This window comes from Pseudactinotalea sp. Z1732 (assembly GCF_049724975.1).
In the GTDB taxonomy this organism is placed as follows: domain Bacteria; phylum Actinomycetota; class Actinomycetes; order Actinomycetales; family Beutenbergiaceae; genus CALKWS01.
Map to the genome: position 1 here is coordinate 121,064 of NZ_JBMPQC010000003.1, position 13,595 is coordinate 134,658.

At 67.6% G+C, this 13,595-nt stretch carries 10 protein-coding genes and 1 pseudogene; 5 read left to right on the forward strand and 6 right to left on the reverse strand.

The features are described 5' to 3' along the window. The first annotated feature begins 76 nt into the window (after positions 1-76). On the forward strand, positions 77-943 hold the full coding sequence (gene rfbA, locus ACPL7H_RS07815) for a glucose-1-phosphate thymidylyltransferase RfbA (RefSeq protein ID WP_424796432.1): 867 nt from the start codon (positions 77-79) through the stop codon (positions 941-943). Between the two features lie 105 nt (positions 944-1,048). Here the strand turns inward: rfbA and manA are convergent, their stop codons facing one another. The 3 genes and pseudogenes from manA to ACPL7H_RS07830 form a co-directional block, all read right to left on the reverse strand. After that, positions 1,049-2,242, reverse strand: coding sequence for a mannose-6-phosphate isomerase, class I (gene manA, locus ACPL7H_RS07820; RefSeq protein ID WP_424796433.1), 1,194 nt, complete (start codon positions 2,240-2,242; stop codon positions 1,049-1,051). 260 nt (positions 2,243-2,502) lie between these two features. Then, positions 2,503-2,631, reverse strand: a pseudogene (locus ACPL7H_RS07825) (glucose-1-phosphate thymidylyltransferase); the annotation flags it as partial. 110 nt (positions 2,632-2,741) lie between these two features. Continuing rightward, on the reverse strand, positions 2,742-4,391 hold the full coding sequence (locus ACPL7H_RS07830) for an oligosaccharide flippase family protein (protein WP_424796434.1): 1,650 nt from the start codon (positions 4,389-4,391) through the stop codon (positions 2,742-2,744). Between the two features lie 298 nt (positions 4,392-4,689). Here ACPL7H_RS07830 and ACPL7H_RS07835 point away from each other — a divergent pair, with 298 nt between their 5' ends. Further along, the gene (locus ACPL7H_RS07835; RefSeq protein ID WP_424796435.1) at positions 4,690-6,000 is read left to right on the forward strand and encodes a polysaccharide pyruvyl transferase family protein; all 1,311 of its coding nucleotides are present in this window, start codon (positions 4,690-4,692) and stop codon (positions 5,998-6,000) included. A gap of 22 nt (positions 6,001-6,022) precedes the next feature. Continuing rightward, positions 6,023-7,213, forward strand: a complete 1,191-nt coding sequence (locus ACPL7H_RS07840) for a glycosyltransferase family 4 protein (protein ID WP_424796436.1) — start codon at positions 6,023-6,025, stop codon at positions 7,211-7,213. On the opposite strand, the gene ACPL7H_RS07845 is transcribed toward ACPL7H_RS07840, so the two are convergent. Beyond that, positions 7,175-10,219: a hypothetical protein gene (locus ACPL7H_RS07845; RefSeq protein WP_424796437.1), complete on the reverse strand. Its 3,045-nt coding sequence runs from the start codon at positions 10,217-10,219 to the stop codon at positions 7,175-7,177. The genes ACPL7H_RS07840 and ACPL7H_RS07845 overlap by 39 nt on opposite strands. Before the next feature lie 293 nt (positions 10,220-10,512). Between ACPL7H_RS07845 and ACPL7H_RS07850 the strand changes: the two genes are divergently transcribed. Together ACPL7H_RS07850 and ACPL7H_RS07855 are read left to right on the forward strand one after the other, a co-directional pair. Continuing rightward, complete coding sequence (locus ACPL7H_RS07850; RefSeq protein ID WP_424796438.1) at positions 10,513-11,565, forward strand: glycosyltransferase; 1,053 nt, start codon at positions 10,513-10,515, stop codon at positions 11,563-11,565. Between the two features lie 525 nt (positions 11,566-12,090). Beyond that, positions 12,091-12,504: a phosphatase PAP2 family protein gene (locus ACPL7H_RS07855; RefSeq protein ID WP_424796653.1), complete on the forward strand. Its 414-nt coding sequence runs from the start codon at positions 12,091-12,093 to the stop codon at positions 12,502-12,504. On the opposite strand, the gene ACPL7H_RS07860 is transcribed toward ACPL7H_RS07855, so the two are convergent. Together ACPL7H_RS07860 and ACPL7H_RS07865 are read right to left on the reverse strand one after the other, a co-directional pair. Beyond that, the gene (locus ACPL7H_RS07860) at positions 12,401-12,652 is read right to left on the reverse strand and encodes a PqqD family protein (RefSeq protein ID WP_424796439.1); all 252 of its coding nucleotides are present in this window, start codon (positions 12,650-12,652) and stop codon (positions 12,401-12,403) included. The two genes, ACPL7H_RS07855 and ACPL7H_RS07860, sit on opposite strands and share 104 nt — an antisense overlap. Positions 12,653-12,754: 102 nt before the next feature. After that, the gene (locus ACPL7H_RS07865) at positions 12,755-13,522 is read right to left on the reverse strand and encodes a hypothetical protein (protein WP_424796440.1); all 768 of its coding nucleotides are present in this window, start codon (positions 13,520-13,522) and stop codon (positions 12,755-12,757) included. Positions 13,523-13,595 lie beyond the last annotated feature (73 nt).

The window sequence follows — 13,595 nt, forward strand, 5'->3', positions numbered from 1 at the left end:
GGGGACCTCCGGACTCCGTCCAACTTCGCTGTCAGTACGAAGGACACCACCGATCCACATACGGAACACTGAACACATGCGCGGAATCATCCTGGCCGGCGGGTCCGGCACACGCCTGCATCCGATCACCTTGGGAGTCAGCAAACAACTCGTCCCGGTGTACGACAAGCCGATGATCTACTACCCACTGAGCACGCTGATCCTGGCTGGGATCCGGGATGTCCTGGTCATCACCACCCCGCACGACGCCGACCAGTTCCACAGGCTGCTCGGGGATGGCTCGCAGTTCGGTATCAGCATTGCCTACGCGGTTCAGCCCGAACCGAACGGCTTGGCGCAAGCGTTCGTCCTCGGTGCCGACTTCATCGGCGATCAGAACGTCTCCCTCGTCCTGGGCGACAACATCTTCTACGGGCCCGGACTCGGCTCCCAGCTGGGCCGCTTCGAAGGAGTCGAGGGCGGCGCTGTCTTCGCCTATCGGGTTTCCGATCCCACGGCCTACGGGGTGGTGGAGTTCGACGAGGACGGCCGGGCGCTCTCCCTGGAGGAGAAGCCTGCTCGTCCCAAGTCGAACTATGCGGTGCCGGGCTTGTACTTCTACGACAACGACGTCATCGAGATCGCCCGGAACCTGGAGCCCTCCGCCAGGGGCGAGTACGAGATCACCGACGTCAACCGCACCTACCTCAGCCAGGGATCGCTCCAGGTCCACGTCCTGCCGCGGGGTACCGCCTGGCTGGACACCGGTACCTTCGACTCACTGCTCGCCGCTTCGGACTACGTCCGCACGATCGAGCACCGGCAGGGATTGAAGATCGGGGCGCCGGAGGAAGTGGCGTGGCGGCGGGGCTTCCTGAGCGATGAGGAACTGCGCGAACGCGCGGAGCCGCTTCGCAAGTCCACCTACGGCGACTATCTCCTGGGGTTGCTGGACTCCCCCTGATACCTTCCCGACCCTCCTGCCGAACCCGCGGGCTCGCGCTACCTCTCGTGCGGGTACTGCCCGGCCTTGACCATCATCACCCGGGCCCACGTACGCCGTCGGCAGTCAGGGAACGGTGGCCTGCACCACTTCCGCCCTGCCCATAGCCCGCACCGGCTCGGCGGTGGCGGGAACGAAGAATGCGTCGCCAGCCCCAGCCTCAACCGTTTCAGACTCGCTGGTGCGGAATCGACCCGCTCCGGAGATGACGAGCACCAACCGCGGTCCGTGGCCGGGAAAGTCCGTCCAGCCTTCGTCGGTCAGCGTGGTCACCGACAATTCGAAGTCCTCCACCGGGGCATAGAACACCCGGGTGCGACCGACGACCTCCGGCGCGATACGCACGGGCGGAGCAGCGACGCAGTCGAGCACCTCCAGCAAGCCTTCCGGGTCGATGTGCTTGGGCGTCAATCCGGCACGCAAGACGTTGTTGGAGTTCGCCATCACCTCCACGCCCAGGCCGTCCAGGTAGGCGTGCGGAGACCCCGCCGGGACGAACATCGCTTCCCCGGGCTGGAGCAGCACCGGGTTCATCAGCAGCGCGACGACGGCGCCCGGGTCACCGGGGTAGGCCTGTCCGAGGCGGGCAACGGTGCGGTCGATGCGCAACGAGGCACCCCGGGTCCCCATGCGCTGCGCGCAGGCATCGACGACGGCGCTCACCTCCTCGGCCCTGACCTCGCCCGGAGTGAGAAGCATCGTGACGGCCCGGCGTACGCCATGGGCGGTGGGGTCGGTCTGCAGGATCTGCGCCAATCGATCGGCTAACACCACATCCAAGCCGTTGACCAGTTCCAGTGCTCGGCGGGGGGTGCGGAACCCGGACAGCGCCCGGAATTCGGTCAGGGCGTAGAGCAACTCGGGTTTGTGGTTCGGGTCGGGGTAGAGCCGCTCGGGCGCCTCACGCGCGATGCCGGCGGCCTCCTCCCTGTCGAACCCGGCTCGTGCCTGCTCGAGGTTGGGGTGCACCTGCAGCGACAGTGGCGCCACAGGAGCGATGAGTTTGAGCAGGTAGGGCAGGTGCGGGCCGAACCGTGCCAGCACCTGCTCCCCTAACTGTTCCCGCCCCGAATCGGTGTCCAGATGCTCCCGTAGGTCCAGGGCACCGCCCGGAGCCAGCCTGGAGGGCGCCGCCGGATGGGCGCCGAACCACAGTTCCGCCAGCGGGCGCCCGTCGGGCGGGCAGCCGAGGAGGTCAGGAATGGCGGTGGTCGACCCCCAGGCATAGTGCTGGCCGCTTCCGCGAAGTTGGATAAGCACCGGCGCCTCCTTACCACCAGACGCTTCAGAGTAGTCCGGCCACAGGACGTCCGCCCGGGGTTTGGGCGCCGAGACCTGGTCCGGGAACAGGTGGTTCAGTGCGGTTCGGGCTGAGCCCGTTGCAGGCCACGTTCCTCGGCCGCGATCGTCAGCAGATCCAGCAGACATTCTGCGTACTTCCGCAACGGTTGGGCGGGAGGTTCCAGGGCGTCGTCACTCAGTTGTCCGCGTCTCCGCGCAGGCGGCCTCGTCCAGGTAGGCCTCGTAACGTCGGTGATCTGGTACTGCCCGCGTGGCGAGGGAGGCAGTCCCCGGGCTATGGCCACGCCGTCGTTGTCGTAGAAGTACAGACCCGGCACCGCGTCCTTCGATCTGGGTCTGGTCGGCTCTCCTCCAACTGCTCGAACAACCGTGGCCCATGGCAACACGCGGAGAAGTTCATCCCCCGGCACACGCCCACCGTCTTGGCTTCTGCCGGGTTCCCCGCCGGGCCGGTCCTTCACAGTTCGGTCATCCGCGCGCCCGCACACAGGTTCAGCATGAAGCGACCCACGCCGCGCACGGGCTTGGGAAGGGCTGTCACGATCACTTCGGTGTCAGCCGAAGTCAGGCCCACCCGGAGGAGTCGCAGTGCAACCACGAGCAGGACCAGACCCGTACCCACTGCTGTGATGGCCGAAGGAACCGGGTTCCACTCCAGCGCCGATACCGCGAACCACACCGTGACGCTGACCAATGCGCCCAGGAGGTACGGCGCGATCCCCGCCAGGGCCTGACCGAAGGTGAGCCGGAGCATGCGGGCTTCACCGCCCAGCACCAGGACGATCTGCGTCAGCGCGGCGCCCGCGTTACCAATGACCGCACCCCAGACCCCCAGATGGGGCACCAGGATCAGCATTAAGGTGATGTTGACCGCCAGGGCGACCACGTTGAACACCAGCAGTCGAACACCGTGGAGCCGGGCCATGATGAATGCCTTCAGCGGACCGACGATCACCACCAATGCGCCGGCGATCCCCAGCGCGAGCAACACCTCGGAGGCCTCCCGGAACTCCTCTCCATAGAGCACCGGGGTCAGGAACGCAAAGAACGGCACCAGGCCCGCCACAATGAGGGCCAATGCGGTCGAGGAGGCGCGTAGTGTCCGGGTCAGGGCCCGCGCCACCGCGGGCCGGTCGACCTCGTGCAATCCGGAGACCGCCGGGATGAGTGGTCCCACCAACGACTGGGCCGGGCTGAACAAATGCACCGCCAGACCAAACGCGAGCGCGAAGATCCCGGCCGCCTCCATTGCGGACATCCAGGTCAGGACGATCACCTCGACCCGGGACATGACCATGGCGCCCACTGCGGCGGCGGCGCCGGCAGGCAGTGTGAACCGCCAGAAGCCTTTCGGGAGGCGACGTAGCCGCGGCCGCAGCACTGCCCTGCGGTAGGCGGGTGCGACCCAGAACATCGCGAGAGCCGCACCGATTCCACCCATCACCAACCGCGCTCCCCAGACCGCGTCTGCGGTCTGGGCGGTGAATATCGCCACGAGGACCGCTCCTTGCGTCAGCAGGTTGACGATCATGGCGTGCTTGGCGCCCTCGGCGGTCTTGTTCTCGATGGCGAAGCAGTAGGTCGCGTTGCCCAGCACAGAGGGTAGGAAGACCCCGAACAGCACGGCCACCAGCAGCAGCACCGGACCGACTTCGGCGATACTGACCACGACCAAGGTCATGACCGGCGCGGCCGTCAACATCCGGATGGCCTGCGAGGTGGACAACAGGTCCTTGACCTCCTGCCCTCGTCCCGTGGCGTGCGCTTTCGCGCCGTACTGGACCGCCCCAGTTCCCACACCCATCGAGATGATGCTCCCGACGATGGCCATGATCGAGGTCAGGTACGCCAACCGGCCGTAGTCGACCGCGCCGAGCGTGCGAGCGAGGACGATGTTGACCGCAAACGCGATCGGCAGCGAGATCAGGGTGTGCAGGAACGTCCAGTAGGCGCCTCGGACCGCGAATCGTTGCAGTTGTCCCCGGGAGAATTGCGGTTGAGCGGTCTCCGCAGCGAACCCGACGTCTGGTGCGGGAGGCTCGACGCCCGCTGCGGGATCGACGTCGTCCGATCCGGGCTCATCACCCACCGCGGGAGGGCTATCCATACTCGAGGTTCTGGGCGCGTTGCTGAATCGACTCCAGGGGGGCCGTTCCGCCCCGGGTACATCGAGACCAGGCAATTACCATAAGGCGATCCTAGTTGCCGCACCTGCGGCTTTCGGTGGGTTGTCGGCGTTTCTCGGCAGGCATGAGGATCAGCCCCAGCCCGCTCGAACATCCTTCGCGATCGGCCTTAGAAGGGGTGCGGATCGACTATCGTGGGGTTGCGGTGTGGCACACACGCGCGGGCAAGCAGGACCCGGCCGGCCGACCTGTTCCCCGGCCCGAATCAGGAGGTCCAGCATGACGCGGGTGGGTCGCGAGAAGACGGTGAACGTGCTGTGCGCACCCCCCGCGGCACCGAACGCCGGAATGACGAGCGTAGACCTGGCCTTCGGCTCGGTGGCGAAGCGACTGGGTCTCGAGCGTGTGCAGTACTGGCGCTTGTGGGATCAAAGCGAGTGGATCACACCCGTCGGCGGCTCACAGCCGACAGCGGATGGCGACTTCCTGGACGACAGCACCCAGATCACCTATCAGAACCTGCGTGGGCGATTCGATGAGTTCCTCGATGCCGATGCAGTGGTCTACTGGGGCGACTTCCTGCACATGGCCTTCTATGTGGAGTCCAACGTCGACATCCTCACCAACAAGACGGGGCTGATCAGCGACGTGGCCGAGGCACGGGACCACGTGTACCGGACCCTGCTGCTTCGCGGGGTGGCGGATGAGCATCTGTCCCGAGTGATCTCCTACGGCACCACGTTGAGTTTCAACACTCCCGCTGACTACGCCGGCGAGTACGGCCCGGCACTCGACGCCTTCCTATCGCGCGCCCGCCGGGTCTGGTTCCGCGACACGTACTCGGCTTGGGTGTCCCAACTCGCGCGCGCCTCGGACGAACGGCTCAGCAAGGGCACCGACGCGGCGTTCCTCTGGGAGCCTGAGGTCAGGCATCGCCCCGCGGGGAACCTGGGGGTGTTCTTCGGGCGCTCGGCCCTGCCGCCGGAGGCACTGGCGCAACTGGGCAGAGCGCTCACCACGCAGACCGGCCTACGGCCAGTCTGGCTGCCCTGGGGTCATGAGCCCGGGTTCTGGCCCATCGACGACCGCCGGCGTTTCCGCGCCGCCTGGCCGGGACTGGAGCATCGGGAACGCTCGCCGTCATGGGCTCTGCGGGCGCGGACCCTGAGCGAGGTGGGGCGGGGTGTGCGCCTCGGGCCGGCACAGCGTTCCTTCGACGAACTCATCACGCAGTTGGCCCAGTGCGATGTGGTCCTCACCGATACCTACCACCTCGCTATCAACGCCTGGCGGATGGGTATCCCCACCATCGCTGTGCTGGACGAGCCCGGCACGTGGTCGGTGAACTCCGGCTCGGCCGGTGCGCGACGGGACAAGAGGGCCGAGTTGTACTCCCAGATCGAGGCGACGGGACTGCTCGTCGCCGGCCGGGATGTACGCCGTGGCGGGCGGCGCGCCGCACGGTTCCTCGTGGACTACCTGGCGGACGAGGCAGCCCTGGCAGTCACCCACGAACGGATCTCCCGGCTGACCCGGAGGGGCCGGCACATGGTGTCGGAGACCCTGATCGACCTGTTGGCCACACCGTGACCGCGAGCCGAGGTGGCGGGCCATGAACCGGGTTGCCCTCATCGTCAGTTCGTTCCTGCCTCGATTCGGTGGGGTCGAGCGCCACGTCCTCGAAGTCTCCCGGGGCCTGCGGGACCGGGGGTACGAGGTGACTATCTGGGCGGTCGACCAGGGCGATGAGGTGCCCTCGTCGGTCGACGGGATTCCGCTGCGCTACCTGCCCTGTCCACTTCCCGCCCGCGACCTCGGCAGCCTCGTGAAGTTCCTGCGCAGGCTCCCGGCGGCAATCAGGGCATGGCGGCGCGCGGTCAGGACCGACCGCCCGCAGATCCTCAACGTCCAGTGCTTCGGGCCGAACGGCGTCTACGCCACCGTCCTCTCCAGGTTCTCCGGCATCCCGCTGGTGTACAGCGCTCACGGCGAGACGTCCGGCGACGCCGACGACATCTTCACCTCCTCCAGGCTGATCCGTCGAGCACTGGCGGCTGGGATCAGGCGCTCCAGCGCGATCACCGCCTGCTCCCGGTTCGCTGCCGATGATCTACTCAGGTTCGCCGCTCGAACACCGCCCGTGCACATCGTTTTCAATGGCGTCGACCGCGCCCCGCCCCGTCCGGCGACGATGCCGCCGCTTCCCCCCCGCTTCATCGCCGCAGTCGGGCGCCTGGTACCGAACAAGGGATTCGGTGAGCTCATCGCAGCCTTCGCCCCCGTCGCCGCAGAAAACGGCGACGTGGGTCTGGTGATCGCGGGCGACGGGCCGGACCGCCAACGCCTCGAGGAGCTCACGGACCGGCATGGCCTGACCCAGCAGGTCAGACTCCTCGGCCGACTCTCGGCCGGGCAGGTCCACCAACTGCTCCAGCACGCCGAGATGCTGGTGGTGCCCAGCCACGTCGAGGCTTTCGGGATCGCGATCCTCGAAGGTTGGCGGGCCGGAGCGCCCGTCATCGCCACCTCCCGCGGTGGCGCCGCGGAGTTCGTCCAGGACACGGTGAACGGCCTGCTCGTGGATCCGTTCGACGCCGCGGCACTCAGCACCGCGATGCTGTCCCTGCTCGGCGACCCGGTCGGCGCGGCGCACCTCGCTCGTGCCGGGAGCGCCGCCTTCGGCCCGTTCACATGGGATGCGGTATCCAACCGCTATCAGGCGGTGCTGGATCGAGTGGGCGCCGACGGTCCGAGCCGTCCTCGGTCACCGAGCAGGCTCCCACGCCGACACAGCGGCGATTGACACCACGTAGTCACTCTCCGTCTGCAACCCCATGAACGGCGGTGGGTGACCACCGGCCAGGTCGGTGTAGTTCACGCTGAGCATCTCCACCCCGCGAATGGTCCGCCACGGCACCTCGATTCGGATGGACACTGCCTCGACCGGGTCGAATTCAACCAACACCACCCGATCCCAGAACTGGTCCTCGACCTGCGCGACCTCCACCCACTGCTCGTCGGGGGTCTGCACCGACACCGTGTAGTCGCGCAGGCCGGCCTCGCAGCAGACGATACTGCCGCTGGCCACCGCGACCCGGTCGATCACGGTGGGCTCCTCCAATGCGATATCCACATGCGGGCTCGGGTCCACCGCCCCACCGACCCGCCCGGAGCGCCATGGCCGGTGCGGGTTCACCGTCCCCGATGTGATGACCTGAGGGTCTGCCTCCTCATGAGTCGAACTCGGTTGGACCTCTGCGCCGACCAGGACGTCGGGGCCGAACTCCTCCACCGGCTGGAACTCGATCGTCCCGGCAGAGGCAACGAAGAACTGGGGCGCACCGGTCAGGGTGACCGTGACCCGGCCGTCCTCGACCGGGAGTGATCGCTCGTGGCCGTAATGGTCAATGACGGTGAGTTCGGCCGCATCGGTTCGAGCCACCGCCTCCAGCCGCATCCCATCGGTCCAGATGGCTACGGTCTCCACCGCACCGCCCAGCCGCATCGCGTGACTGAACGGTATGGGCGTCTCGACGACCTCGGGTGCGCCTGAGTCCGCCAACAGCCTCGAGGTGGTGGCGAACGCCAGTGCGCCCGGCTTGACGTACGACTGGTGCTGAATGAGCGACCAACTCAGGTTGAACTCGCCCCACCCGCCCTCACTGAAGAAGTACGTCCACCCCGCCAGGTCCTCACGGGTGTACCAGAGAAGTTTGCGCGCCACGTTCGCACCCTGGGACCACAGCGACAGTGCGCCATCGGAGGTCCAGCCGGTTTCGGTGTCCCAGACCGGCAGCGCCGCACACTCCGGACCGAGGGCGTCCCGTAACTCGTCGAAACCCGAGCCCTCCTGGATGAAGCCCTCCTCCTCCCAGGATCGGTTCCAGCCGGTGTACGGGTGGACCGCGATGGCATCGACATGCTCACAGAGGTTCGTGGTCGCTGCCGAACGCCACCAGTCGAAGGCGAATCCCAGGCTGTTTCCCGCCAGCACCTGGGCCCCGGGATTAGCCCGGTGCGCCGCCAACGCAAACGGGATCTCAACGTCTTCGGCGTACTCGGCGCCATCGTCGAATGCCATGTTCGGCTCGTTCCACGGCGACCACAGGATGATCTCGGGCACCTGTTCGGCCACGCCGGCCACGATGTACTCCGACCACCCCTCCCAGGTACCCGAATCCACTGCGGCACGCTCAGCTTCACCGTTCTGGCCGAGCTGGACGATGAGATCCACCCCTTCCTGGGTGGCAACCTGCGCGGCTGCACGGAGCTGGCCAAAGGCGCCGGCGTCGTCGTCCTCCTCCCCCGCGCCGGGCAAGCCTTGCCACCTGATGCCCGACGGCGAGGGTTCAGCAGCCGGGTCGGGCACCAGGGACGCGAAGTCCAGTTGCACTCGATGGCTGCCGATGCCCAACCGTGCGGCGATCTCCACGCCGCGTAACGGCCCCGGCCCGCCCCAGTCGGCACCATCGCTCAGCGTCCCCAGACGGAGCGGGGACGCCTCTGGGCTGATGCTGTAACGCAGGCAGGCACCCGACAGCGGCTCGGTGCTGCCGGGCTCGACGAGCCACAGACTCACCTCGTACACCCCGGGTCGGCGCTCCGGTAACTCCAGTGCACTGCGGCCGCCGCCGAGGGGAATCTCGGCCCGGCGCTGCTCCTGCACGACAGGCTCCGCCAGCGTCGGATCACCGGTGACGGTGTAGTGCAGTTGCAGTTCCGAGTTCCCTGCGTCGCTGACTCCCCAACCCTCCTCCGTCTCGATGAAGACCTCGGGGACTTCCCCGGCGTCGAAATGGTTGAACGGCCTATCCGTGGTCGGTCCGATGCCGATTCCCAGTCGCGCCAGGGACGCCTCCCGGGAGGCCTTCGGCTCCACCGGGCCCAGCAGCATCGCCTGCATCTCCTCGCTGCTCAACGACAGCACCCGGTATTCCCCCTCGAGGAAGGACAGCACCCAGTAGTGTCCGTCCCGCTCGATCAGGCGACCGGCCTCCGCCAAGGTCATCCCCCCGCTGCCGTTCATCCAGAAGCCCTGGCGTACCCCGTGGGCGTCGACCCATTGGATCCCATCGGCACTCGCCACCAGGAACCCCTCTCCCCGCGGGCCAGGGGTAACTCCGCGCGGCCGTTCGATGCGTGGGGGGCCGGAGACAGCGAACTCACGGTCAGCCAGGCTGAAGGGCACGTGCAGCACCGTGGCGCCCGTGGCGAGATCGTGGACGCGAAGGTGGGCGGTGCCGCCATCAACGGTGAGACCGGCGACGCTCGTGTTGCCCACCGACCCCAAGAGGGTGTCTGGGAGGCCCGGCAGCACGCCGAGGTAGTCACCATTCTCGCGGAACCCGTGCACCGTGCGTTCTCCCTCGCCGATCAGGAGCGCTGGCGCCCCGCCGAGATCCGCGACCCAGTGGATGCCCTTGAGGTCCAGCGGATGCCCGGTGCTCTCCGCACCGGGTGGCACCTCGAACGACGACGAGGTACTGCCGTCAGCGTCGAGTTGGGCGACCTGGCGGCGCCCGTCGTAGGTGTCGATTGCATAGACCGCCCCATCCGGGGACACGGCGGGCGAGCCGTTGTTGTGCCGCGGTTGGTCACGTTCGTGCTCAAACAGGGTCGTGTCCAGGCTGCGACCATCATGGTCGAATCGCTCCAGGATGGTCTCGCCGTCTGCTCCCTCTCCTTCGACCAGGATCGCCTCGGAAGTGGCCGCGATTCCCCACACCCCGCCTTCACCCGGGCTCACGGTCCAGTACTCGGGTGCGAACGGTTCCTCATCGCTCGGCCGGTCGGCGGTGATCTTTTCCACCAGGCGTCCTTCGAAACCGCATACCGGCGTGAGATCAGGAGCCGGATGCTGGGCAGCGGGCTCGGTGTTCCCGCCGGTGACAACCAGCACGGTTCCCGCCACAAGTCCCACGACCGCGACGACACTTCCCCCGAGAATCCACGCGCGTCGAGCCATGGCACGCCTTTCCTGGAAGTACGGCCCAGAGTACCTTGTGAGTCGGTCACGATCGGGGAACTCCCAGCTATTTGTCGCAGTCCGCCCGATACAGTGATCGCGGTGGCGGCGAGGCCATCCGAGGAAGGGGAGCGCCGATGCAGCGTCTGGTCATTGCGACGACGGCGACGTCGGCGCCTATGGGGGCCCAGGTGTACCAGGAAGAGGTCGCGGCCCGCGCCGCTGAGGCGCTCGAAGCCACGGGCGGGGGATGGACGGTTGATCGGTTCATCGCGCGCTCGCTGCGCTCCCCGCTACCCGGGACCGCCCGTCTGCCCTTCGGCAGACTGCGTCACGCCGGGCGCCGCGAGCGCCGCGCCATCGGCAGCGTGGTCTACCCGCGCGATGCATTGCTGCACCGGATGGAACTGGAGCTGCCGCCGGCGAGGCACGAGGTGCTGACCATGCACGACACCGTTGCGTGGCGCTACCCCGACGAGGGTCAGCCGGTCGCCGCTGCCGCCGAGGAGCTTCGGGCTGCCGCAGCGGTGATCTGCGTCTCGCGCTACACCGCCGAGGACATTGCCGAGAGGTTCGGTGTGGATCGCCTGCACGTGGTGCACAACGGGGTGGATGACCGGTTCCGCGGTGCCGAACCACTGACCTCTGCCGAACTCGCTGCTCTGGGCATCGATGGACGCTACCTGCTGCACGCCGGAGGGGCCGCGGCGCGAAAGAACCTCGAGGGACTGGCCGCAGCGTGGGACCTGCTTCACGGCAGCCACCCCGATGTCTCACTGGTGCTGTCGGGCCCACAGCACCCGCGCCGGGACCATCTCTTCGGAGACCTGCCCCGGGCGATCCGCGTTGGTCGTCTTCCTGAGAACGTGCTGCCCCCACTGATGTCCGGGGCGCAGGCCGTCGTGGTGCCGTCACATCATGAGGGGTTCGGCCTGCCCGCCCTGGAGGCGATGGCCGCGGGGGCTCCGGTCGTGGTGGCTGCGACCAGTTCGCTTACTGAGGTGGCTGCTGAGGCAGGTGTCATGGTGGGCACCACCGGCGCTGAGATCGCCGAAGGACTGGACTACGTGCTCGGGTCCGACTTTCCCCGGGACCGGTACGTCGCTGCTGGGCGCAGGCACGCTGCCCCGTTCACCTGGGAGCGCAGTGCGAAGGGGCACGCGGAGGTATGGCGCAGCGTGGGAGGCTGAATACCGACAGGCCGCGAGGCCGCCAAGCCACAAAGCCGCTCGAAGGCGCTGTCCACCAGGACGCGCCTCTTGTAGGCTGGCCGGATCACATCGCGTGAACTCTCGGGGGTACACAACCGCTGGGAGTGAGGAATGGTCGACGAAGGCCGCCACGCAGCGCGAGTGCGGCCGTTCGAGACCCGGTTTCGGTACTGGGCCGCTGGGCTCTCGATCCTGTTCGCAGGTGCGCTGCTGGGGCTGTACACGGTGGCGGTTCGGACGCATACCGGCCAGGTCGTCGATGTGACCGTGTACCGATGGTCGCATGGGCTGAATCACGGCGGCGGGCTCAGCGGCGCCCTCCGCTCCAACTTGCACGTGCCGCTTCTCGTGGCCTGCCTGGTCCTGGTATCGCTGGCGCTCAGAGCGCGGGACTGGCACCGGGTCGCCGCCGCGCTAACCGTCGCGGCGGCCACCCCCGTAGCGTCCCTGTGGCTGCGCGATGAGGTCTTCGACCGGCCCTATCTGGGTGATCACGCCTTTGTGATGAACACCCTGCCCTCCGGGCATGTCTCCCTCAGCGCTGCTCTGGCGGTCGCCATCATGATCCTCTGGCCCTCCCGCGCGCGCTGGCCCATCGTCGTCGCAGGCGTCCTGCTGGCGACGGCTAGCCTGGCGTCCGTGGTCGCGCACGCGCACCGCCCCAGTGACGTCGTCGCCTCTGTGCTGCTCACCGGTGCCGTCACGTGCGCTGCGCTGGCTCTGGGTGGCCCGCTCGCCGCGCCCCGAGTCATGCGGAGAGCCGTCGTGGTTCCGTCGACGGAATCGACCCCGCCGCCCTCATCCGGGGACTGGTTCAGGCGAGGAGATCCTGGTCTTTCAACTGGGCAACGAAGGCGTCGACGTCCCGCTCGGCCGTCTCCCGATCAATCCGGTACTCGGCAATCAGGGCATCAGTGAGCTCACCCTCCGACCGTTCCTCGGTGAGCAACTTCGTCAAGAAGGCCCCAGCGGCGTTGGTGGTCAGGTAGACCGAGCCCTGCAGGTCAAGGATCACCAACTCCCCGTCGATCTCCTGCCAGGTCAGATCGTCCATGCGCAACTTCATTGGTTCGCTACCTTCCGCGTCAGTTCCTCACGACCCGCCGTCGGATCCCGGAACGAGACAAGCGTATCTGGCCTGGCGCGGCACATTGCCACGATCCCGGGATCAGGCGCGGGCCAAGGCAGTACCCGCGTCCACAGCACTCAGGACCCGCGAGCCGAGATCGTCGGCGAAGGGGGGCCCCCACGGGATCTGCGCACGGAAGACCGGGACTCTACCGGCCACCGCAGCGGCGTTCTCAGTCAGTTGCGCCAGAATCCGGCGGTCCTGCCACCCCAGCAGACGTGGAAACCGCAACAACTCGATCACTGACATCGCCCCGGAGAGACGATGGAGTCGGACCTCGTCGGCCTCCCGGTCGGGGATCGGGATGAGGATCGCCCGCAGCGGCATCCGGTCGGTGGCCCGCTCCGGGGGGCTGAGGACCTGGCGAGCATCGACCGTCTCCCTACGTGCCAGCGGGACGGTGAATCTCGTCGAGAGCGCTTCGGCACCCTTGCGCAGTCGCAGCTCGGTCGCACCTAGCCGGGCCAGTGCCTTGCCCTCATCGAAGTCGACCCGCAGGACGTCGTCGGTGATGAGTGCGCCACCGGCAGCGCACAGCAGGGTCGCGACGGTGGATTTACCCATCCCGGAGAACCCGACACATGCGATCGCCTCATCACGCACCTGCACGGCGCTGGCGTGCAGGACCGCGTGGCCTCGCATGTGCAGAATGAACGACAGCACCGAGCCGGCCAGCAGCACCACGGACAGTTCCGGGTCGGCTCCCTCGAACGGATATGCCGTCACCGACGTCAAGTCGGCGTCGATCTCGAAGTCCGCCGCGGTATAGCACCGGTAGGTGTAGCCCCCATCCGGTCGCCGAACCACGTCCTGCCACCGTCGCCGCGCGGTATATGTCAGCAACGGCTCCCCAACCGGGGGCAAGGCCGGTTCAGCCCGA